At 68.7% G+C, this 21,466-nt stretch carries 18 protein-coding genes and 2 pseudogenes; 11 read left to right on the forward strand and 9 right to left on the reverse strand.

Going from position 1 to position 21,466, the window contains the following annotated elements:
* Positions 1-390 precede the first annotated feature (390 nt).
* Entirely contained in the window at positions 391-870 is a 480-nt protein-coding gene (locus LK06_RS00705) for a hypothetical protein (protein WP_374208117.1), read from the forward strand.
* Positions 871-1,168: 298 nt separating this feature from the next.
* Here LK06_RS00705 and LK06_RS00710 read toward each other — a convergent pair whose 3' ends face one another.
* The 3 genes from LK06_RS00710 to LK06_RS00715 all read right to left on the reverse strand — a co-directional run bounded on the left by LK06_RS00710 (position 1,169) and on the right by LK06_RS00715 (position 3,195).
* Positions 1,169-1,567 (reverse strand): DUF6415 family natural product biosynthesis protein, encoded by a 399-nt coding sequence (locus LK06_RS00710; protein WP_234367316.1) that lies wholly within the window; start codon positions 1,565-1,567, stop codon positions 1,169-1,171.
* Complete coding sequence (locus LK06_RS32920; protein ID WP_043432224.1) at positions 1,564-1,776, reverse strand: hypothetical protein; 213 nt, start codon at positions 1,774-1,776, stop codon at positions 1,564-1,566. The genes LK06_RS00710 and LK06_RS32920 overlap by 4 nt, the downstream gene beginning before the upstream one ends.
* Before the next feature lie 234 nt (positions 1,777-2,010).
* Positions 2,011-3,195 (reverse strand): helix-turn-helix domain-containing protein, encoded by a 1,185-nt coding sequence (locus tag LK06_RS00715; protein ID WP_039658363.1) that lies wholly within the window; start codon positions 3,193-3,195, stop codon positions 2,011-2,013.
* 90 nt (positions 3,196-3,285) lie between these two features.
* Between LK06_RS00715 and LK06_RS00720 the strand changes: the two genes are divergently transcribed.
* The gene (locus LK06_RS00720; RefSeq protein WP_039658361.1) at positions 3,286-3,861 is read left to right on the forward strand and encodes a flavoprotein; all 576 of its coding nucleotides are present in this window, start codon (positions 3,286-3,288) and stop codon (positions 3,859-3,861) included.
* Between the two features lie 432 nt (positions 3,862-4,293).
* On the opposite strand, the gene ltrA is transcribed toward LK06_RS00720, so the two are convergent.
* Both ltrA and LK06_RS00735 read right to left on the reverse strand, forming a co-directional pair.
* Positions 4,294-5,730: a group II intron reverse transcriptase/maturase gene (gene ltrA, locus LK06_RS00725; protein ID WP_086082975.1), complete on the reverse strand. Its 1,437-nt coding sequence runs from the start codon at positions 5,728-5,730 to the stop codon at positions 4,294-4,296.
* Between the two features lie 545 nt (positions 5,731-6,275).
* Positions 6,276-7,495, reverse strand: a protein-coding gene (locus LK06_RS00735) for an IS3 family transposase (RefSeq protein WP_411572763.1) whose coding sequence is annotated in 2 segments (ribosomal slippage) — positions 6,276-7,213 and positions 7,213-7,495 — 1,221 coding nt in all. Because the reading frame shifts where the segments join, the coding sequence is not laid out codon by codon here.
* A 373-nt stretch (positions 7,496-7,868) separates the two neighbouring features.
* Here LK06_RS00735 and LK06_RS00740 point away from each other — a divergent pair.
* On the forward strand, positions 7,869-8,858 hold the full coding sequence (locus LK06_RS00740) for an aldo/keto reductase (protein WP_043435105.1): 990 nt from the start codon (positions 7,869-7,871) through the stop codon (positions 8,856-8,858).
* Between the two features lie 297 nt (positions 8,859-9,155).
* Entirely contained in the window at positions 9,156-9,767 is a 612-nt protein-coding gene (locus tag LK06_RS00745) for a PASTA domain-containing protein (protein ID WP_052269804.1), read from the forward strand.
* A gap of 261 nt (positions 9,768-10,028) precedes the next feature.
* Here the strand turns inward: LK06_RS00745 and LK06_RS00750 are convergent, their stop codons facing one another.
* Positions 10,029-10,346, reverse strand: coding sequence for a hypothetical protein (locus tag LK06_RS00750; RefSeq protein WP_159025090.1), 318 nt, complete (start codon positions 10,344-10,346; stop codon positions 10,029-10,031).
* Between the two features lie 407 nt (positions 10,347-10,753).
* Here LK06_RS00750 and LK06_RS00755 point away from each other — a divergent pair, with 407 nt between their 5' ends.
* Entirely contained in the window at positions 10,754-11,935 is a 1,182-nt protein-coding gene (locus tag LK06_RS00755) for a PP2C family protein-serine/threonine phosphatase (RefSeq protein ID WP_052269803.1), read from the forward strand.
* Positions 11,936-12,188: 253 nt separating this feature from the next.
* Here LK06_RS00755 and LK06_RS32925 read toward each other — a convergent pair whose 3' ends face one another.
* Both LK06_RS32925 and LK06_RS00760 read right to left on the reverse strand, forming a co-directional pair.
* Positions 12,189-12,368: a hypothetical protein gene (locus LK06_RS32925; RefSeq protein ID WP_052319035.1), complete on the reverse strand. Its 180-nt coding sequence runs from the start codon at positions 12,366-12,368 to the stop codon at positions 12,189-12,191.
* 524 nt (positions 12,369-12,892) lie between these two features.
* Positions 12,893-13,069, reverse strand: a pseudogene (locus tag LK06_RS00760) (SAM-dependent methyltransferase); the annotation flags it as partial.
* A gap of 224 nt (positions 13,070-13,293) precedes the next feature.
* On the opposite strand from LK06_RS00760, the gene LK06_RS00765 reads away from it, so the two are divergent.
* On the forward strand, positions 13,294-13,872 hold the full coding sequence (locus tag LK06_RS00765; protein ID WP_234367317.1) for a GNAT family N-acetyltransferase: 579 nt from the start codon (positions 13,294-13,296) through the stop codon (positions 13,870-13,872).
* 91 nt (positions 13,873-13,963) lie between these two features.
* Entirely contained in the window at positions 13,964-14,761 is a 798-nt protein-coding gene (locus tag LK06_RS00770; RefSeq protein WP_039650201.1) for an SAM-dependent methyltransferase, read from the forward strand.
* 32 nt (positions 14,762-14,793) lie between these two features.
* On the opposite strand, the pseudogene LK06_RS34120 reads toward LK06_RS00770, so the two are convergent.
* Positions 14,794-14,975 (reverse strand): annotated as a pseudogene (locus LK06_RS34120) (flavodoxin family protein); the annotation flags it as partial.
* Positions 14,976-15,187: 212 nt separating this feature from the next.
* Here LK06_RS34120 and LK06_RS00780 point away from each other — a divergent pair.
* The 4 genes from LK06_RS00780 to LK06_RS00795 all read left to right on the forward strand — a co-directional run bounded on the left by LK06_RS00780 (position 15,188) and on the right by LK06_RS00795 (position 21,190).
* On the forward strand, positions 15,188-15,901 hold the full coding sequence (locus LK06_RS00780) for a lipoprotein (protein ID WP_234367318.1): 714 nt from the start codon (positions 15,188-15,190) through the stop codon (positions 15,899-15,901).
* Between the two features lie 1,095 nt (positions 15,902-16,996).
* Positions 16,997-17,836, forward strand: coding sequence for a C40 family peptidase (locus LK06_RS00785; RefSeq protein ID WP_234367319.1), 840 nt, complete (start codon positions 16,997-16,999; stop codon positions 17,834-17,836).
* 186 nt (positions 17,837-18,022) lie between these two features.
* Entirely contained in the window at positions 18,023-19,387 is a 1,365-nt protein-coding gene (locus tag LK06_RS00790) for an FAD-dependent oxidoreductase (RefSeq protein ID WP_039650199.1), read from the forward strand.
* A 189-nt stretch (positions 19,388-19,576) separates the two neighbouring features.
* A complete protein-coding gene (locus LK06_RS00795) occupies positions 19,577-21,190 on the forward strand; it encodes a serine hydrolase (RefSeq protein ID WP_052269802.1) in 1,614 nt (537 codons plus the stop codon).
* Positions 21,191-21,466 lie beyond the last annotated feature (276 nt).

Below are 21,466 nucleotides of genomic sequence, written 5' to 3' on the forward strand. Positions count from 1 at the left end.
ATAATGCGCCACCGCGGCCGGAATTCATAGACGTTCGGACACGGCGAACGCCAGGTAGAGAGACCTGATGTCCCGCTCCTTTGCCCTCCAGTCGTCTCACTTCCAAGCCGCTGCAAACGGGTCCGGCGATCGGTGTCGATCCTGAGCGCATGAGCGACTCACTCGTCGGGCAACATGGTGCCGCCCGCTCCCTGATCACGAGGACCCCGCATGCACGCTGCCCGTACTGCCACCACCGTCACTTTGCTGCTCGCTGTCGCAGCCTGCACGCCCACGTCTGGGCGCCCGCACGCGGCGCCGTCTGGAAAGAGCGCACCGGCCCCCAGCATCAGTGCCAGCGCGCCCGCCACAGCGATCCCGACCGGCCCGGGGCCCCAAGCACACTACACAGTGCAGCAGCAGCCTCCAGCAGGATCCTGCCACTACCGGCACGACGCCTCCGGGCAGCCGCTGGAGGACCCGGCGTGCACGCCCGGCGTGATCTCCCCGGCCGTCACCCAAGCCAACATCGCGACAACCATCTGTCGAAAGGGCGGCTACACGTCGTCCATCAGGCCGTCGTCGTATGTGACGGGCAAGGAGAAGAAGGCCAACGCGGCGAGCTACGGCTACACGGGCAGCATGCGCGACGCCGAATACGACCATCTCATCAGCCTCCAACTCGGCGGCGACCCCAACGACCCGCGCAACCTGTGGGTCGAGCCACCGTCCCCCGGGCACGTTGCCGGAAAGGGCACCTACAACCCCAAGGACCGGGTGGAAACCAAGCTGCACACCGCGGTCTGCCACGGCCAGATCACGCTCCCGCAGGCCCAGCAGGCGATAGCCTCCGACTGGGCTACGGCGCTGACCAGACTGCACCTGAGCTGACTCCGGCTCACGCCAGCCCCTACGCCTACGGCCTCTCTCGGTCCACTCAGCCACCCGTATCCCCCTCGTCGACGAGGGGGATACGGGTGGCCCACCGACGTCTTTCGGGACACCAGTGGGGCAGGCTTCACCCGCCGTGCCGCGGCTTGCGGACCGCTGCGCGGCGGGGGCTTGTGGGAGTGCGACCCTGACCCTGCGGTCGCCATGGGGGTGCGTCAGTGCGAGGTCCGCGCCAGCACCAGGGCGAGGACCGGGCCGGTCACGGCCGCCACGTACGCGAGCAGGCCGACGACCGCCTTCACCGGGACTTGCTCTGCGAAGCTGCTCCGCCATCGAGCTTGTCGTAGTGGTCGCACAGGGCCTTCGCGGAACGGGCCAACTTCCGTGCCACGGCCACGCGGACGGCCGGTGTGTCGCCGTCCCCCAGTCGTAGCTTCCGAACCGCCTCGCCGATGCAGGCGAGTGCGCAGTACCGCGGGATGCTCTGCTTCGACAGTCGCGAGGCCTTCGCCTCGACCTCGGGGATCAGCAACGCCAGCTGGCCGCGCAGCAGCGTGGTGAGCGTGCCCACTTCGCTGGGGGCCGGCGGCAGTAACTCGGGGGCGTCGTCCGGGCCGAGCAGGAGGCGTACGATCGCCCGCGCCGTCTCGATGTCCACCGGGACTGTTGCGCTGTCGTGATTCATCGTGGTGTTCACCGGCGCACCGCCCGTCCGGCCCGGCAGCCCAGGCAGTCGCACGGCGGGAACGCGGTACTCAGCAGCAGCGGGACCGGCTGGTTCCCGGGGATGATGGTGAGCGTGCCCCGGTCCCGGGTAACGGTGCCGTAGCGGTCCACCGTGTAGACCCGCAACGTCATCCCAGGCGCCCGTGTGCGGGCGGCAGGTTGGGTTGTACCGTTCGTCATGTCGACGCTCCTTGCAAGCGTTGGCCACGCCCCGGGATCGTTCGCGCGATCGCCGGGGCCTTCTGTGCGACGACGGCTGTGGGCCGTGAATACGCACGGGCCGATGCAGCTGGGAGCCATCCGCCTACGCTTCATCACGCCGTTCCCTGCCTCGTCGTTGACCAGGTGTGAGACCAGCGTGACTCTGCGAGACAGGCCCAACGCTCACAAAACTGTGAGCGTTGTGAGCGTGACCTACAGGCCAATCCAGGACGCCATGTGGCTCAGGGTGTCCGGTGTCCGCCGTGCGAGATGCACCAGGCCAGTGATCGTCTCCCGGGCTCCCGGGTGATAGCGGGTCTGCTCCGGTGCCATCCGGCGCGCCTCAACCAGGTCCTCCAGCGCCCGCTCTCTGCGCCCGGTCTCCATCTCCGCCCTGGCACGGTCGATCAGGAAGTGCGCGCGCCGCGAAGTAGCGAGCTGCGCGGGCAGCTTCATCTTGCGGGCCTGCTTGAGCGCATTGTCGTACTGGCTCATCTCCACGGCCGCCGACATCTTGTGCAGGGCAACGTTGGCGGGCCCGAACGACAGCCAGTGCACATGGGACGCGTCCCCGATGCGATTCGCGATCTGCCGGGCCTCGCCGATGTGCACGTCCACCGCCGCCTGGTCCTGGGCCCGCGCGCAGATCACCGAGGCACCGAGATGTAACTGCCCGGTGACGGCCAGCGCCTCACGGGTCTCCTCGGCCTGGCCGACGACGACGTGTCCAGACGCGACGAGCCGCTGCCCAATCCGGTACTCGCCTTCGCGGAAGTACACCAGGGCCCGCATGTACTGACGCACGGCCGCCAAACACGGGTCCGAGGCGCGCTGTGCCGCCCAGTCCATCCGGTCCAGAGCCACCGCCGACAGGTCGTAGTAGCCGAGCTTGACGCTGATGTCGTGGGCTGTCCGGTAGGTCGAAGCGAGCGCCTGCCACAACTCGGTCGACGTCCCAGACCACGCCGCATGGGTCAGCTCGGCGATCAAGTCGGGCAATTTGCGGGCCGCATTCCGTAGATGTGTGGCCCGCACTTCCTCACACAGATGATCGGCTCCAGCGATCAGCTTCTCAGCCGGCCGCACGGTGAGATCCGGAGCGGGGCCGAGGTCGTACAGGTCCAGCGACTCGCGAATCGGCCGGACTAGCTCGGCGAGCCGGTCGCGCTGCAATTCGGTCACGTACGGCTGGCCCGTGAGCGTGGTCACGTCGACGTTGAGGGCCTTCGCGCAGGCAGCCACGAAATCCGCCGTCGCTGGGCGGGCTCCGCATTCCACCTGGTTGAGCAGACTGTAGGAGTAGGGCAGTCGGCTGGCCAGCTTGCGCTGAGTGAGCCTGGCCAGTCTGCGCTGTTCTTTGATGCGCGCGCCCGTGTGGTGGTGGTCCAGTGTGGGCATACTGGTCTCCGTTCTAAGCATCCACTTGGAACGGTACCCGCCCCCGACTCCCTTCAGAGCGGGGGCGGTTACATGTGGTCGGATAGGACTATGACAACCACCAACCGTGTTCTATATCTGTTCGGTTCGGCCGCCCCACCCGTCTTCGACATCGACAAGGTCATCCAGGATGCGCAGGCGCGCGGCTTCGACGTATGCCTCGGCCTCACCCCGACCGCAGCACGCTGGCTGGCACCACAGTTGGCCGAGCTGGAGCTACTGACAGGGCATCCCGTCCGCTCCGAGTACAAGCTGCCCGGCGAACCAGATGTGTGGCCGAAAGCCGACGTCATCGCCGTCGCTCCAGCCACTTTCAACACGATCAACGCGTGGGCGCTCGGAATCACCCGGGATTTCGTGGTCGGCGTCGTAGCCGAAGGCATCGGCAAGGGCATCCTCCTGGTGACAATGCCGTGTGTGAACGCCGCCTACGTGAAGCACCGCCAGTTCGAGCGGAGCGTCGCCGACCTACGCGAGATGGGCGTTCGGGTGCTGTACGGCGAGGGCGGATTCGTCCCGAACCAACCTGGCCAGGGGAAGCCGAAGCAGTACCCATGGCACTTGCTGCTCAACGCGGCGCAGGATCTCGTTCGGCAGGGCGCGCGAGAGACACCACAGCCAGAGTAGGTGACAAGCCCGGTCTCGTGCGGGCGTCCAGCATTCGCGGGTCGCTGGCACACGCCGTAGCAGCCGAACACCAGCGGGCGCGTCGCTGCGCTGCCCAGTTCCACAGCCGGACTTACCTTCAGGCCCCATGGACAAGAAACTGCAGCGCATCGCCTTCTCAACGGACCGCACGGCCGCTGAACCGCCCCGGGTTCGGTAGAGATCTCAGATCGTGGTGATGACCTGGGGTTTTTTGAGTTCGGTGTAGTAGTTGGCTTCGTATTCGACGGGCGGGATGTGCCCTATCTCACCGTGGAGTCGGTAAGGTCGGCCCGGGGCGCGGTACTGGCCTTTCGACCAGCCCGTTTCCCCGGACCGCCTTCCGAACCCGCCGTGCGCCTCGTCAACGCAACGGGCTCTCCACAAGCCCCAGTTCGGGCCCGCGTCCGGTCCTCATGCTATCGCCAGCGGCCAGGGGGACGGAATTCGTGATCCTCGGTAGCGGTAACGCGTAGTGCGCACCTTTGCCGGGTCAAATAGATCCCGTTCCTGCCCTCTGGGCCACCATTCGCCACCGCAGTAACGGCGACGCAGTTCCTTCCAGTTCATTCGGCGGTGCTTGCTACGAATCCATTTGATGACCCGACGCCATGCGTAGGCGCTCAGGTATTGGAAGGTAGCGCTAGACACCCCCGGCCGGAAGAACATGGTCCAACCTCGCAACACCGAGTTGAGTCGGCGTAGGAGTTCGTCCAATGGTTGGTTTGTGTTGACCTGTCGGCAGATCGTCTTGACCTTGGCCATGACGGCGTGAAGTGCCTTCTTGGCTGGGTAGGTGTAGACGTACCATCGGTCCGTGCCCTTCTTGCGATGGCGTTGGATGCGCCACCCCAGGAAGTCCACGCCCTCATTGATGTGGGTGATTAGGGTCTTCTCCTCTGACAGGTGCAGCCCCATTCTGCTGAGCACCTGTGCTGCCTCTTCCTTGAGGGTGTAGGCGTCTTCCTTCGTGCCAGTAACCGCAATCACCCAGTCGTCCGCGTACCGGCAGAGCCGGTAATTAGGCAGACCGCGGCGACGGCGCTTCGCTCGCTCGTTAGGTGTAGACGCTGGCCCTCCTGGCGCCTGGGCGAAGTGCTCGTCCAGGACGGCGAGGGCGACGTTGCTGAGCAACGGCGACAGGATCGAACCTTGCGGAGTACCGGATCTACTCTCCTTCAACGAGCCGTGTTCCGTGAGGATGCCCGCTTTCAGAAAGGCTTTCACCAGCACCAGGACGCGTCTGTCCCCGATCCGAAGGCGCACCCGGTCCATAAGGGCCGGATGGGCAATCTCGTCGAAGCAGGCCCGGATGTCACCCTCAACCACCCATTCGTAAGAGTGGGAAGTCAAGTGTCTTACCTCGGACACCGCGTCGTGGACCCGATAGTTGGGGCGGAATCCGTACGAGCACGGAAGAAAATCTGCCTCAAAGATTGGTTCCATCACCAGCTTCAGGGATGCTTGCACCACCCGATCGCGGATCGTACTGATTCCCAGGCGTCGACGCTTTGTCGACCCCGGTTTCGGAATCAGTCGCTCCCGTGCCGGAAGCGGCAGGAAACTGCGATCCTTCAGAGAGGAACGCAGCGCGCCGAGAAAACCCTCGACGCCCTGCTGCAGCGAAATGGACGCAGCCGTACGGCCGTCCACCCCAGCGGTTTTGGCTCCCCTGTTACTCCGAACCCGGTCCCATGCGACAAGCAAGAACGCGGGGTCGGTCACGAGGTTGTACAGGTCGTCAAACCGCCGATGAGGATCATCTACGGCCCAACGGTGCAGCTTGGTCTGGATCTCCAGTACCCGGCGCTCGGCCTTCATCAAGGCCCACTCCAGTTCGTCGGTATTCACCAACGCCCTCCCGGCATTCCAGTTCCCTCCCTGCTGACTTGCTGGCCCCCTTCGCCGTGTACGCGCCTTTCGCGCGCTCGGACTACTACGGGGCCTCCGCCCCACTCCACGGCCAACAGCCGACAACGGGCCTGCCCATCACCGCACCGGATGTCCGGCGAGAGGGCGACCGGGAGTGGTTCCCACGTTCACTAGGAGTCGTTCGGCCAGGTCGGCGTCCAGCTCTATCCCGGCAGCATCGCCACGCCTACACCGCAGGTATTCAGCGTGGCCTCTGAGCCGTTTCACCGCGGGCGGCTTCAGAGTCGGCCCATCTCCTTGGAGGACGGGTCGCGTACTGCAACCCCGGCCCATATCCGCCAGGTTGGAGCCGGGAGGTACTGTTACGGGACTTCGGACGCTGATTCACTTTCGTTACGCCTTCTGGCCTTGCTAGCCGGACCCGAGCCGTCTGGCAGTGCCGACTCGTCCCGACGTTGTCGAGGCTGCTTCCCGCCCTCCTCAGCGTTCCCTGAGTTGGACTGCCTCCAGCTTCAACCGGGCCTCTACGGCGGTCCGGCGGTGGGGATTCGCACCCGCACACGATCTCCTAGCGCCTCGTGGCGCACGCGGTGGTTGTACCAGTCGATCCACTCGGCGGTGGCCAGCTCGACCTGGGAGAGCGTCTTCCAGGGTCGCTGGGGTTTGATCAGCTCGGTTTTGTACAGGCCGATCGTGGACTCCATCAGGGCGTTGTCGTACGCGTCACCGACGGATCCGATGCTCGCCGCGATGCCGGCGGCGTCCAGGTGCTCGGCGAGGCGGAAGCTCGTGTACTGCGACCCGGCGTCCGAATGGTGTACCAACTCGCCTGGCTGTATGGGGTGTTGGTCCCGGTCGCGCTGCCAGATCGCCATCTCCAGGGCGTCCAGCACGAACACCGTCTCCTTCACCGTGGCGGCCGACCAGCCCACGATCCGGCGCGAGAAGGTGTCCACGACGAACGCGACATAGACGACGCCGGCGAAGGTCTTCACGTGCGTGAAGTCGGCTACCCAGCAGCGGTTTGGGGCGCCGGCGACGAACTCGCGGTCGACAAGGTCGGGGGCCCGCTCGGCCTGCCCGCCGGGGATCGTGGTGATGACGCGTTTGCCGCGCACCGCGCCCTGGATGCCGAGCTCGCGCATCAGGCGCTCGACGGTGCAGCGGGCCACCGCATGCCCCTGCCGGTTCAGCTCGCGCCAGATCTTCCTCGCTCCGTAGACACGGTAGTTGGACGTGTAGACCTCGTGGATCCTCTCCTTGAGCTCCTCGTCACGCACGGAACGTGCAGAGGGGGTTTCGAGGCGTTTCTTATGGGCGTAGTACGTGGAAGGGGCGATCTGGCAGTCGTGTGCGGTGAGCGTTCTGCAGATCGGCTCGACCCCGCCGAAGCGGTCCCGGTGCTCGTCGATGAACGCTACGAGCGCGTGTGTGGCCGGTCGAGCTCGGCCGCGAAGAAACTCGCCGCGGCCTTCAGGATCTCGTTCGCCCGCTTCAGCTCAGCATTCTCCTTCTTCAACGCCTTGAGCTGGGCGGACTCCTCCGTCGTCGTCCCTGGACGCTGCCCCGCGTCGATCTCGTACTGCTTCACCCAGTTCCGCAGCGTCTCGCGGGAACCAATGTCGAGCTTGTCCGCCACCGCCTGCAGGGCGGCCGTCTCGTTCGGGTAGTCGCCGCGCACCTCGGCAACCATGCGCACCGCGCGACGGCGCAGCTCAAGCGGGTAACGGGAGGGTCGTGCCATGACTCAATCCTTTCACGGAATCGAGTCTCTACCTGACACGGGGCGGTTCAGCCGTGGAGCGTGCCGTATACGGTCGACCACTCAGGCGTCTAATACGACGCTCCGCGCACGGCGAAGCCCCCTCCGTAGCCCTCGAAATGCACATCACCTCCTGCCCCTTGAGGTCCGCGCGGAGCGCCCCTTGACTTCGAGAGCGCTCCAACTCGTAGCGTCACAGACAGCCGACACCCACGTGCCCCCACTCCGTTCTCCACAAGGGGGTCCGGGTGCCGGCCCGTCGCCGGACGGATACGGGTCCTCGTGCCGAGCGGAACGACGAACGAGCAGTGAAGAACGAGCAGTCGAGTATGCGGGAAAGGCTGGAAGACACCACATGCACAAGCGCAATCTGCGGGATCTCCAGGTATCGGCCATCGGCCTCGGATGCATGGGGATGTCCGCCTTCTACGGCTCCGCCGACCAGGCGGAAGGCATCGCGACCATCCGGCGCGCCCTCGACCTGGGGATCACCTTCCTCGACACCGCACAGGTCTACGGTCCGCTCACCAACGAGTCGCTGGTCGGCGAGGCAATCCGGGGGCACCGCGACAAGTACGTGATCGCCACCAAGTTCAACTACCGCATGGACGACGCCGTCCCCGGCGACATGAGCACCGTCGGTCGGCAGGACGGCTCGGCCGAGCATGTGCGCAGTTCCGTCCACGGTTCGCTGAAACGGCTCGGCACCGACCACATCGACCTGTACTACCAGCACCGGGTCGACCCGAACGTACCCATCGAGGAGACCGTCGGTGCGCTGGGTGAGCTGGTCGCCGAGGGCAAGGTGCGGCACATCGGGCTGAGCGAGGCGAGCGCACAGACCATCCGGCGCGCGCACGCCGTGCACCCCGTCACCGCCGTGCAGAGCGAGTACTCTCTGTGGACGCGTGACGTGGAGGCCGAGGTGCTGCCCACCTGTCGGGAGCTCGGTATCGGCTTCGTGCCGTACTCTCCCCTCGGCCGCGGCTTCCTCGCCGGCCGCTTCACCTCGCCGGACGAGCTCGACGAGAACGACTTCCGCCGCAACAACCCCCGCTTCACCGACACTAACCTCCAGGCGAACATGCGCCTGGCCGCGAAGGTGAAGGAAATCGCCACCGAGAAGGACGTGACCCCGGCTCAGCTGGCCATCGCCTGGGTGTTGGCCCAGGGTGAGGACCTGGTGCCGATCCCTGGCACGAAGCGCCGCAGCTACCTGGAGCAGAACGCCGCCGCCGTCGGCATCGAGCTGACCGGGGAGGATCTGGCCCGCATCGACGCCGAGCTGCCGGAGGCATCGGGCGAGCGGTACGACGAGGCGGGAATGCGCGCGGTCAACCGCTAGGCGGTACGGGCGGGACGGCCGCCGAGCCCCGCGCGGCACGAGAGGTGGGACTGCGCAGGGTCCGAACTGCTTCCCACGCCGCCCCGTCCGGCCTTATCTCGGTCGAGCGCCGCTGAAGTTCTTCGAGTTGGCCTCCCTTCACGTGGCGTTCCACCGTGGGTTGCCGCCAGCCCCACGTGTGGGGCCCTCGTCCTGCTCGGCCCGCCCGATCCAGTCACAGCCCCGTCACGCCACCACCACACCCCCGACCCCCGCCCTACCCTCGCCCCAAGGCAACTCGCACCAGAGGGGGAACCCATGAGCCGCAGAGCGCTCGCCTGTACCGTCGCCGCCCTGGCAGTCCTCGGCACAGCCACCGCCTGCAAATCCGCCACCACGACGGGCAGCGGCGGCAGCACCGGCACCAGCAAGGGCGGCGGCACCAGCGCGAAGAAGACCGTCCCCGACTTCGTCGGCATGGGGCTCCAGTCAGCCCAAGACGCCGCCCAGAAGCACGGCTTCCACGCGCTGAAGTCCCACGACGCACTCGGCCGAGCCCGCCACCAGTTCCTCGACCGCGACTGGAAGGTCTGCTTCCAGAACCTGAAGGCCGGCACGTCAGCATCCACGAACACCACACTCGACTTCGGCACAGTCAAGCTCGACGAAACCTGCCCCGCCCACGACCAGGTCGTGCCCTCAGCCAGCACCGGCGGGACGATGCCCGACTTCCACGGCAAGAGCGTCGCGGCCGTGCGGAAGTCACTCGACTCCAGCACCTCCATCAACGTCAAGGACGCGAGCGGTAGCAGGATCATCCTCATCGAGTCCAGCTGGCAGGTGTGTACGCAGGATCCGGCGGCGGGGACGAAGCTGAACGGGCAGCCCGTCACACTGAAGGTGGTCAAGTACGGGGAGCACTGTCCATAAAGCGCCCCCACGTGCTACCTGCCCGCACTGAGCCTCCGCCAACTTGAAACAGCAGGTCATTCGGCTGGTGTGACCGTCTGCCGGGGTGATCACGCTGGACGTGGGCAGGTGGTATCGATGCGGCTGCGGTCTCTGGCAGCCCGCCCAACGAGACCACGGCGGTCGACACCGTTCCTTCACCGTGTGAATCGACGGCCACGCCGTGGGGAACTGGGCCGGGTTCTCCCGCGCAGAGGGACCCGACCCAGTCGCGAGGCCGGGTCAGCAGTGGCCGACCCTGGTCTGGTTGGAGACCTGGTTGGCGATCATGTAGCCCTGCCCGTACACCGTGTTGACCTTGAACCAGCGGTTCGTGCCGTCGTACCACTGGTTGTCGGTCCAGCAGATCATGGACACCGCCGTGTATCGCGGCATCTCGAAGTAGATGCCGCCGGTGCTCGGCGAGACCGACAGGTCACAGGTCGAACTGTTGCAGTACGACGGGCCATACGCCGAAGCCGTCGGTGCGCCGACCAGCACCGCAGCCGCGGCGGTGACCACGGTCGCGAGAAACCCCCACGCTTTTCGCTTCATTCCCATGCGTGCCCCTATATCGATTGGGGTCATTCACCACGACTGAGGCGAATAGTCCGAAATCGTAAGGGTGAAACACATACCATCGGCAGAGGCAAACCAGCCAACCGCACGAAGCGGACTGCTGCTCTGCAGAGCCTGGGACGATCCGTGGTGGCCGGGGTTCCGCCCTCTCCCGGGCGCCCGGGTTCGCGCGGACCGCCCCAAGAGGATGTAGAAGGGCACAAGTGTCCACCAACCGGTCCACAGGTCGAGGAACAGACACCACAGGAACACCAAGATCGGAGCAGTGATACGGCCAGCACCGCCCCGCTGCTGCGACGGGGTCCGAGGGGGGACGGAGCCGACGGGTCCGTCCCCCGGTGGCAGGCGGCGAGTGGCCGCCTGACCGGAGCGGGAGCACGCTGGTAGGCATGAGTCCCCGCCTCGGGATCGCGGACGCACGACCGCCGTGGCAGTCGCCGCATGCGCTACTGCTGCTCCCAGTCGCGTTCATCGTGGTGATCACGGTGGTGGACGTGCAGACGCCAACCACCGTCCACCTCGGACCGGCCCTGGTGATCGCCCCCGCGATCACCCCCTCGCTGGCCGGGCCCCGGGCCACAGCCGCCGTCGGAGCGCTCGCGCTGGCCGCGCAGATCCTCATCGGTGTCACCCACGGCGGACTCAGCACCATGAACCACATCGTGCAGATCATCACGCTCGCGGTGCTCTCGGTCATCCTCGTCGTCTACAGCGCCCTACGCGAGCATCGGCAGGCCCAGCTGGCCCAGGTGCGCACCGTCGCCGAGGCCGCTCAGCACGTGCTGATGTGGCCCCTGCCGGAACAGATCGGCCCGTTGTGGATCGCCTCTCTGTACCTGGCCGCGGAGGACGAGGCGCAGATCGGCGGCGACCTGTATGCGGCGACCCGGTACGAGGACGGCGTACGGGTCCTGATCGGCGATGTCCGGGGCAAGGGCCTGTCCGCCATCGGCGAGGCGGCCCTCCTGCTGGGCGCCTTCCGGGAGAGCGCACACCGGCGCATCCCGCTGGTGGAGCTGGCCACCGCGCTGGAGCAGAGCGTCATCCGGCACGCGGAGGACCTGGATACGCCGGAGGAGGCGGGCGAGCGGTTCGCCACCGCCCTGCTCGTGGAGATTCCGGACCGGGACCCGGTCACCCGGATGACCAGTTGTGGCCACCCACCGCCGCTGCTGCTGAGCCCCGGCAACGTCGTCACGGTCCCGAGTCTGCATCCGTCGCCGCCGCTCGGGGTGCACGGGGTGCACGGGGTGCACGGGGGTGCCGAACACACGCTGGACGTGTTCTCCTTCGAGCCCGGTGACACACTGCTCCTGTACACCGACGGCGTGGTGGAGGCCCGGGACGCTCAAGGCGCGTTCTATCCGCTCATCGAGCGGGTGACACGCTGGAGCGAGGACAGCCCCGAGGCGCTGATGCACCATCTGCGACGGGACCTGCTCGCCCACGTCGGCGGCCGACTGGACGACGACGCCGCACTCATCGCACTGCACCGCACACCGGTCCACCGCCGCCGGCACCACGGGCTCGACGCCCTCCGGCACGGCTCCTCCGCGACCGACCCCCGCTAGGTGCCGCAACAGGCAACGTTCGCCCCGTCGCGGCACCTAGCTGCTGTGGCGTCTCCGCTCCGCCCACGGCATGGGGCTGCGCTCATCCGTGTCGGCACCGGCGTGCCGGCCGCGTCCGGCAGGCCCCGAGCGGTGCAGACCCGCCCGGGGCCCACAACCCGTCCCCACTGTCCGCGAAGGCCCATGGGACGGTGTTGCGGGTGTGGGCCCCGCCCCGAGTGGGGTAGGGCGGGACCACGCCCCGTTCTTGAGATCAGCGGACCGGCTTCAGGTCGGTGATCTTGAGGGTTCTCAGGCCTGTCCGGACGTTGATTCCGGTGACCTCTGCATGCGGCCCGTCACTCCAGGTGAGCGTGATGCGGGTGGCGGCCAGACGAAGGCCTGCGGTGAGAGACGCTGCGGTGCGCAGGGTCTTGCCACCGTGCACAGGCACATGACCCGTTCCCCCAGTTTCTTCGCGGCCGGGTTGATCCCGGTCTTCGACAGACATAACGGCTTCACTGCTCGTGCATCGGTTCCCTTTCCCCTGTGTCTTCCCGATGTTTTCCCGGCGATTCGCGGCACTTGCGGCACAGGGAAGGTTTACCGAATTCAGGGCGGGTCCCCCCGCCTTTTCGGCCATTCTCGTTCAGGTGGTCGACACGGCCTTTCTGGCACCGGCCGCCTTTCTGGCACCGGCCGCGCGGATCCCTCCGGGGGCACCTGGGTGCTGGGCCCGTCGTGGCCCGCGAGGGCGTGGACGCGCGCCGTCGTGGTGGCCGGGGCCTGCCAAGCGCGGGCGCGCCCGGGTCGACCAGCGCCCCGCTGCCGCCCGCCGTCCGAGCCGCACGCATGCACCCGAGCGCGGCTCGAACGGCGCGGCCCGGCCCGCGCTGCCGGCCGGGGGGCGCCCGACCCGTCGACGGCAGACCGGGGGCCGGGGTCCGGGAGGTGGGTCGGACCCCGGCCCCGGGTCTGTCACGGCTGGCGGGCGACCGCGCCGTACATCGCGGTGTCCTCGTCACGGATGTTCTTCTCGCCCGCGCCGTCGGGACGCCGCGTGCGCACCTGGACGATGTCCGGCTCGACCGGTTCCAGCCTCTCGAAGAACTCCTGAGCCTGGTCATGGGTGCGCAGCCGCATCGGCATGTCCGGAACACCCCTCGGAGATGCGATGTCCGGCCCGTGGAGCCGCTAGATTCAACCGCCGGTGCGGGTCGTCCGCATCCGCCGGCGGTTCGCGGGCCCGTAGGGGTGCCGCGTCCACCGCGTGTGCCGTCGCGCCGGGATTCGGGGGTGTCATGGTCTGGTCGCTCAACCGGCGACGCCGCACCACGCCTGAACTCCCCGCTCCCGGGCGGTGCACACCGAACCGGCACGTGCTGACCACGGAACGGCTGTTGCTGTTCACGCCCCGGAACCGGCTGGACGTGGCGGCGGCGCTCGCCGCGTGCGCGGACCCGGAAGCACAGCGGTGGCTCGGCAGCCAGGCGGACCGGGTCGTGCCCGATCCCGGCATCCGCCGGGCCCTGCTGCGGTGGCGTCCCGCCGGCGACGATGGCCGACGGGTACCCCGCAAGCTGGCCGAGCCTTTCACGCCCGGGGCCGATGAGGCCTTGATCCTGGTCTGTGTGCGCAGGTCCGACCTCAGCTATGCCGGAGCCCTCGAACTGGAGAACCGCTCGGGCGAGATGGGCGGCTGGCTCGCGCCGGACTGTCGCGGCCAGGGACTGGGCGTGGAACTGTTCCGCGCGGGCGCCGCGCTCGCGCACACCCATGCCGGGCTGACCACGGTCCGGGCGGGCGCCGAACGCGGGAACACCGCGAGCCGGCGGGCCCTGGCCCGCGCGGGCTTCGTCCTGGACGAGGGGCCGCCCCGGCACACCTTGCCCGACGGCCGGGTGGTCGACGCCGTCTGGCATCGGCACGACATCGCGACGGCGTCCCGCTGCCACTGACCCGTGCGGCTTCAACCACCTGCTGGAGCAAGGCCTCGGGCCAGCGCCCCAGCCTCTCACCCCCCACCGTCCACCATCCTGGAGAACCGACGTGACAGAGACCGGATTCAGCCCGGAGCGGATCGACACCAGCAGGCCGCACTCCGCGCGGATGTACGACTGGTTCTTGGACGGAAAGGACCACTACCCCGTCGACGCCGAGGCCGCGGCGGAGGTGTTGGAGCTGTTTCCGCACGTCAAAGACACGGCCTGGGCCAACCGGGAGTTCATGCACCGTGCCGCTCGCTTCGTCGCCCGCCAGGGCGTCAGCCAGTTCCTGGACGTGGGCACCGGTATCCCCACCGAACCGAATCTGCACCAGATCGTGCAGGAGGTCACCCCGAGCGCACGGGTGGTGTACGCGGACAACGACCCGATCGTCCTGCGACATGCCGAAGCCCTGCTGCACGGGACCCCCGAGGGCCGAACCGCTTATCTGCACGTCGACATCCGCGAACCGGAGCGGATCGTGGAGTACGCCCGTGAGCACCTGGATCTCAGTCGGCCCGTCGGCCTGTCCCTCATCGCGTTGCTCCCGTTCGTCACGGACGAACGGAACCCCTGCGGGATCCTCCGGACCTTGTTGGAGCCCCTGGCGCCCGGCAGCCATCTGATGGTCTCTCACGTGAGCGCCGAGTTCGACCCGGAGGTCTGGGAACGCATCAAGGCCGTCTACCGTTCGGGCGGCACTCCCGTCCAGGCCCGGTCGCACGCCGAGGTGACCCGGTTCTTCGACGGCCTGGAGCTGTACGCGCCGGGTGTGGTGGCCGCCACGAGCTGGCGGGCCGAGCCGGGGATGCGCGTACGCGAGAAGCAGCCGGTGTACGTGGGAGTGGCGCGCAAACCCTGACCGCAAGGGTCCCCCGCTGGCCGTGGCACCCCTCACCCACCGGGCATCAGCCCGGCCGCGACCGTGGCCCCAGCTCCCGGCACGCCTTGGTGTCGGCCTCTTCTGGGTCGCCGGTGACGGTCACCTGCTCGGCCGCGCGCCGCCGGCCTGAGCCGGTAGTGACGGCCTCGACGGAACGGACGGCGCCGGTGACGTCGTTGCCGCCGCGGACGTATCGACTTGCGCCTCGGGCTCAAGCCCGAGGATCCGGCCTTCTCGACAGTGCGGACCAAGAACGGCGCCCGAGGCACTGCGGTCGGAGGACGGCGGTCAGAGCGGGACGGTCCGGCGGAGCGAGGACCCGTCGGTGTGCAGGGGCCCGGAATTAATGGAGTTCGTCGTGGCGGTGGCTCGGTTACAGTGACGGCCGAAACTGGAGGGGAGACGATGGTGCAGTTCAGGGCGGGGTCTACGGGGGGCAGGGCGCTCGTGGCCGCAGCACTGGTGACAGTGCTCGGCGGGTGCGGGCACTCGGCGGGCGGTGACGGGAAGAAGCCCGCTGGCGCATCACCGACCGCAACCGCAACCGCGCAGAGCACGGGAGTCGAGGACACTGCGGCTGCGAGCGGAGGTACGCTCGGTGCCGCGGGTTCCGCCTGCCGCCTGCCTGTCACCTTCGACGTCGCCGCAGGCTGGAAGGCCGAGGCGATCGATGCGGGTGCGGGGCTGTCGAAAGCGTCGAAGGGGTCCGACGGTGGCGCGAACGGGGACCTAGCCGAGGCCCTGCTCCACCAGGGTCCGGTCACGGCATCTTGCGAGGTCGACGCCAAGCCGGCCGGGAACATCGGCTTCCTGCGCGTGTGGACCGGCAAGACGGGCAAGGCCGACGCCGGTAGCGTACTGCGGGAGTTCGTCGCCGCGGAGGACAACGTCACCCAGGCGAAGTACCACTCGTTCAAGACCGGTGGCGGGCTCTCCGCCGTGGAAGTGACCTACCTCTACAAGAGCAAGCTCCTGGACGAGACGAAGAAGGAGTGCGCCTTCGCGGTCACCACTCCCAACGGTCCGGTCGTCCTGCACCTCGGTGGCATGGACACCGAGGAGCACGATGCGATGCTGCCCGCGTACGAACTCGCCAAGCAGACCCTCAAGGTCAGCTGAGCCCCGCGTTCCCGCGTCGCGCCCGGTCCGTGGCACGGACCAGGCAGGTGTGCGCCGGGCAGGGGCGGCTCTGCGCTCTGCCGGAGCGGCGGCGGACCGGCGCACAGGCACAGGGAGACAGGTCGGACCGCAGTCTTCCCCGTCGCACGCCACGACGAACATCACACATAGGTATCGGATATTTCGTGCCTCAAACTTCACACGAGGTACACACGTTGGCTAGGTTGACGCGAGGCAGCCCGGCTCAGCCCCGGTGAGCCGCCGTGTGGTCCGGCCCTGGAAGCTCGACCGTGCCCGGACGACGAACGGCCCAACTGCCCCGCGGGGCGAGGAAGGAGCACATCTTCCATGGCGCCGGAGCGCAGCGACGAGGTGCGGCAGCGAGTCAACTCCCTCTACGATCAGGCCGAGGACGCGACCGGGAACTACAACGCGACCCGGGCCATGACGACCCGTACGCGCTCCCGGGGCGCTTCGCCGGCGGAACGGCCGGGGAAGCGCCCGGACCCTGTGCTTGATGAAGTGACGCGACAGTGGTTCGACATGGCACGGGCCAGACTCGGTCCGACTGTTCCGGCCGCGCTGCCTGCCGACCGACGGCCCGTCCCTCCAACCGTTCCGGCACTCCCCCGCGGCCGTAGGGAGGGTGTTCTCCCGGGCGGTGAGCGGGCAACTCCGGGAACAGGGCTGCCCGCAGGACGGCGACCCGAAGCGCTGGAGAGCGGCGCGAGCCACACGGCGACAGAATTCACGGCCGGCCCAGTGACGGCCCCCACGGGGCGGCCCCTGGCCGCCCCGGAGGGCGGCCAACCGGCACTACCTGGTGCACGGAGTCGCGAACTGCCCGCCGGGACAAGGGAACTGGGAACAGGGGAACTGGGAACAGGGGAACTGACCGGTCCCGGTGCGGCAACCGAACCGGTTGGCAGCGGCACCGCGGGTCCGCCGGCCCTCCCCGCCCGGATGCCGCTCGAACACGGTGCGCCCTGGCCAGTGACCCAGCTGCCCGATCCCACCGGGCCACTGCCGTCACCGCCTAGGCCGAGTACGGCGGAACCGACCACCGCCACTTACGCCGAGACGGCCGTTCTCCCGGTGACCGCTCCGCCCGCTCCGCTCACTGCGCCCCTGCCCGCTGTTCCGCGGCCCGGCGCCGCCCCGCCCGGCCGCCCCGGGCCCGCCGTGGTCAAGGCCGGCAACCGGAGCAAGCTCACCGCAGCGCGTGACCTGCTCGCCCAGTACGCCGTCCAGTACGCTCCCCGCCCGACGCCCCCCGGCCCCGATGCCGGGTTCACGGCCGCGCAGACCTCCTGGGGCACCGGCGCGTGGCAGGAGGTCGGCCCCGCAGCGGCTCCGGCAGGTCAGGTTCCCGACTCGGCTTCCTTCGCTCAGCCGGCCGACTCCTCGCCCACCACCGGCCCGCTCCCCCGCTCCGGTGCCCCCTCGGTCACGAGCGTCGCAACCACCGCAGCCCCAGCCCTCTACACCGGCTCTGCCCCAGATACCGGCTCTGCCCCAGCCCCGGACCCCGGGTCCCTCACGGGCCTCCCCGCACCCCTGTCCGTACCACCCCGTGTGGCGCGTGCCGCCAAGGCCGTCGCATTCGCCCGGGCGCAGATCGGTAAGCCGTGCGTGTGGGGTGCGACCGGGCCGGACTCCTATGACTGCTCCAGCCTGATCCAGGCTGCGTGGAAGGCGGCCGGGGTCGTACTGCCGCGGGCCGCGCAGCAGCAGGCCCTCGCCGGTGCGCCGGTTGCGCCCGGCGACATGGAGCCCGGTGATCTCGTCCTCTTCTTCGACGACGACCGGCACGTTGGCCTCCACGTCGGCGACGGCGTCATGGTCCACGCGCCGGGGCCGGGGGCGTCGATCCGCGAGGAGTCGCTCCACAGCGCCGGTGAGGCGGCGATCCACCGGATCGTCAGGCCCGCCTGAACCGCCAACAGACCCGTCCCCTCGCCGTGTGATGGGAAGGATCCCCCCACACCCCATAAGGGGTTACTGGGGACGTCATAAGCCCCCCTTATGAGGTCATAGGTCGGACCCCCGTACCGACTTAGGTGTGCCTTAGTTTAGGCTTCCCGATCAAGCGCCCCGTTCACGCTCGAAGGGAACCTGATCATGCCGCGCCCCCTGCGGGTAGCCATCGTCGGAGCCGGCCCTGCCGGCATCTACGCCGCCGACGCCCTGCTCAAGTCCGACGTGGCCGCCGACCCCGGCGTCTCCATCGACCTCTTCGAGCGGATGCCCGCACCGTTCGGCCTGATCCGGTACGGCGTCGCGCCCGACCACCCTCGGATCAAGGGCATCGTCACCGCCCTGCACCAGGTGCTCGACAAGCCGCAGGTCCGCCTGTTCGGCAACGTCGACTACCCGACCGACATCAGCCTGGACGACCTGCGCGCCTTCTACGACGCGGTCGTCTTCTCCACCGGAGCAATGGCCGACCGGGAACTACCCATCCCCGGTATCGAGCTGGACGGTTCCTACGGTGCCGCCGACTTCGTCTCCTGGTACGACGGCCACCCGGACGTCCCGCGCACCTGGCCGCTCCAGGCCGAGAAGGTGGCCGTACTCGGCGTCGGCAACGTCGCGCTCGACGTCGCCCGGATCCTCGCCAAGACCGCGGACGAGCTGCTGCCCACCGAGATCCCGCCGAACGTCCACCACGGTCTGCGGGCCAACAAGGCCGTGGAGATCCATGTCTTCGGCCGCCGCGGCCCGGCACAGGCCAAGTTCAGCCCGATGGAACTGCGCGAGCTGGATCACTCACCCAACATCGAGGTGATCGTCGACCCCGAGGACATCGACTACGACGAGGGCTCGATCGAGACCCGGCGCGGCAACAAGCAGGCCGACATGGTCGCCAAGACCCTGGAGAACTGGGCGATCCGAGACGTCGGCAACCGCCCCCACAAACTGTTCCTGCACTTCTTCGAGTCTCCCTCAAAGATCCTGGGCGAGGACGGCAAGGTGGCCGGGCTGCGCACGGAACGCACCGCCCTCGACGGCACCGGCAACGTCAAGGGCACCGGCGACTACAAGGACTGGGACGTCACCGCCGTCTACCGGGCGGTCGGCTACCTGTCCGAGAAGCTGCCCAAGCTGCCCTGGGACCTCGCCTCCGGAACCGTCCCGGACGAGGGCGGCCGGGTGATCGAGGAAGGCGGCGGCCACCTCCAGTCCACGTACGTCACCGGCTGGATCAGACGCGGTCCGATCGGCCTCATCGGCCACACCAAGGGCGATGCCAACGAGACCGTGGCAAACCTGCTGGACGACTACGCCAACGGCCGGCTGCACGCCCCGGCCTCGCCCGCGCCAAAAGCCGTGGACGCGTTCCTCGCCGAGCGCGATGTCCGCTTCACCACCTGGGAGGGCTGGTACCGGCTGGACGCCGCCGAGCGGGCGCTGGGCGAACCGCAGGGCCGCGAGCGCGTGAAGATCGTCGAGCGCGAGGACATGCTCAGGGAGAGCGGGGCGTAGCGCCCGCACGGCCTGCCAGGGCTCCGGTGTGGACGCCGGTCACGGTGTCCACCGCCCCGGCACCGGACACCGAGCCGTTCCTCGCACCGGGCACGTGCGGCCAGGTCGGAGGTGACGGGAGCCAGGGGCGGGTCGACGTGCCCGGGAGCCGACAGGACAAGGTGCCGTTCCGGGGCTTGAATGGGGCGTATGGGTGTTCGGCGCACGACAGCACACCGAAACGCCGCGGAACACCGTCTGCCGCGTTCACGGACCGTGATCACCGCGTCCGCCCTCGCCCCGCTGCTGCTTCTCGGCCCTGCGACGTTGCCCCGCGCCGCTCCTCCTCCACAACCGCCCCCGCAGCTGTCCGCCGCTGCCGTGGACCGCGCAGTCGGCAGGCTCGACGGCCTCATCCGGGACGGGATGCGGCAGACCGGCGTGCCGGGTGTCGCGGTAGCCGTTGTCTACCAGGACCGTGTGGTCTACCTGAAGGGCTTCGGCAAGCGCGAGGTGGGTCGGGATGCGACCGTGGGCCCGGATACGGTGTTCCAGCTGGCCTCGGTCTCCAAACCGCTCGCCTCCACGGTCGTCGCGGGCGCCGTCGGCAGCAAGGCGATCGGGTGGGACGATCCCGTGGCTCCGCACCTGCCCGGATTCGCGCTGCACGACCCGTGGGTGACCTCCCACGTCACCGTCGCCGACCTCTTCGCCCACCGCAGCGGCCTACCGGACCACGCCGGAGACCTCCTGGAGGACCTCGGCTACGACAGGGCGTACATCCTCCGTCATCTGCGCGAGGAGCCGCTCAACCCGTTCCGCGCGAGCTACGCGTACACCAACTTCGGCCTGACCGCCGCCGCGGAGGCCGTCGCCCGGGCCACGGGCACGACCTGGGAGAAGCTCGCGCAGGACACGCTCTACCGCCCGGCCGGCATGAACTCCACCAGTTCCCGTTTCGCGGACTTCGAGAAGGCGAAGGACAGGGCCGTCACACACGTGAAGGAGCCCGACGGAAGCTGGCAGGCCGCCTATGTGCGCGACGCTGATGCCCAGTCCCCCGCGGGCGGCGCCAGCTCCAGCGCCCGGGACATGGCCCGCTGGCTGCGGCTGCAACTGGCGAACGGCAAACTCGACGGCAAGCAGATCATCCCCGCCGGTCCGCTGGAGCGCACCCACGTCCCGCAGATCGTCGCGAACCAGCCGGCCGCGCCGGCCGGCCGCGCCGGCTTCTACGGCCTCGGCTGGAACGTCAGCTACGACGACCTCGGGCGGCTGCGGCTCAGCCACTCCGGCGCGTTCGGCCTCGGCGCGAACACCAATGTCACCATGCTGCCCGGCGAGCAGCTCGGCATCGTGGTCCTCACCAACGGCGAGCCGGTCGGTCTCGCCGACTCCATCGCACTGGACTTCTTCGACCTCGCGCAGCACGGCAGGTCCACTGCCGACTGGCGGGCCCTCGTGAACCAGGCCTACCAGCACCAGCAGCAGGAAGCCCGCTCCCCCACCGACTACACCAGCCCTCCCGCGCACCCCACCGCCGCGCGCGCCGACGACGCTTACACCGGCACCTACGCGAACGACTACTACGGTCCTCTCACGGTCACCGCGTCCCACGGCACACTGAGCATGCGGCTCGGCCCGAAGCCGACGGTCTTCCGGCTGACCCACTACGACGGCGACACCTTCAGCTTCCAGACCACCGGCGAGAACGCGAGCGGCCTCTCCGGCGTCACCTTCCACCACGTACGCAACGGTCGTGCGGACCGGGTCACGGTCGAAGCCTTCGACCGGAACGGACTTGGCACGTTCGCCCGCCAGTGAGGCGCGAGGTGCGGCGACCCAGGTGCGGTGAGAACGGGACCCGCCCCTGAGCGGATGGACGGGCGGACCCCGTTCGCCGGACCATTGTGGGCCCCGGAGGAGGACTCGACCACGTGTGAACGTCGGTCGCCCGACGCGTTCCGTGCGCGCCCCGAGTGGACGGCGCGCGTCCCGTGCACGCGGGCACCCACGCGCCGCCGCGCGGTACCGCACCCACCGGCCGGTGTATCTCTCCGTCGAGCGGAGAGATACTTAGTTGCACAACCGTCCCGATCA

The organism is Streptomyces pluripotens (assembly GCF_000802245.2).
Taxonomy (GTDB): domain Bacteria; phylum Actinomycetota; class Actinomycetes; order Streptomycetales; family Streptomycetaceae; genus Streptomyces; species Streptomyces pluripotens.

Excerpts from the sequence above, each read along its gene's own strand:
- LK06_RS00790 (WP_039650199.1), top strand. The coding sequence starts at position 18,023 with ATGCCGCGCCCCCTGCGGGTAGCCATCGTCGGAGCCGGCCCTGCCGGC.
- LK06_RS00720 (WP_039658361.1), top strand. The coding sequence starts at position 3,286 with ATGACAACCACCAACCGTGTTCTATATCTGTTCGGTTCGGCCGCCCCA.
- LK06_RS00755 (WP_052269803.1), top strand. The coding sequence starts at position 10,754 with ATGAGTCCCCGCCTCGGGATCGCGGACGCACGACCGCCGTGGCAGTCG.
- LK06_RS00750 (WP_159025090.1), bottom strand. The coding sequence starts at position 10,346 with ATGGGAATGAAGCGAAAAGCGTGGGGGTTTCTCGCGACCGTGGTCACC.
- LK06_RS00795 (WP_052269802.1), top strand. The coding sequence starts at position 19,577 with ATGGGTGTTCGGCGCACGACAGCACACCGAAACGCCGCGGAACACCGT.
- LK06_RS00745 (WP_052269804.1), top strand. The coding sequence starts at position 9,156 with ATGAGCCGCAGAGCGCTCGCCTGTACCGTCGCCGCCCTGGCAGTCCTC.
- LK06_RS00780 (WP_234367318.1), top strand. The coding sequence starts at position 15,188 with ATGGTGCAGTTCAGGGCGGGGTCTACGGGGGGCAGGGCGCTCGTGGCC.
- LK06_RS32920 (WP_043432224.1), bottom strand. The coding sequence starts at position 1,776 with ATGACGAACGGTACAACCCAACCTGCCGCCCGCACACGGGCGCCTGGG.
- LK06_RS00715 (WP_039658363.1), bottom strand. The coding sequence starts at position 3,195 with ATGCCCACACTGGACCACCACCACACGGGCGCGCGCATCAAAGAACAG.
- LK06_RS00740 (WP_043435105.1), top strand. The coding sequence starts at position 7,869 with ATGCACAAGCGCAATCTGCGGGATCTCCAGGTATCGGCCATCGGCCTC.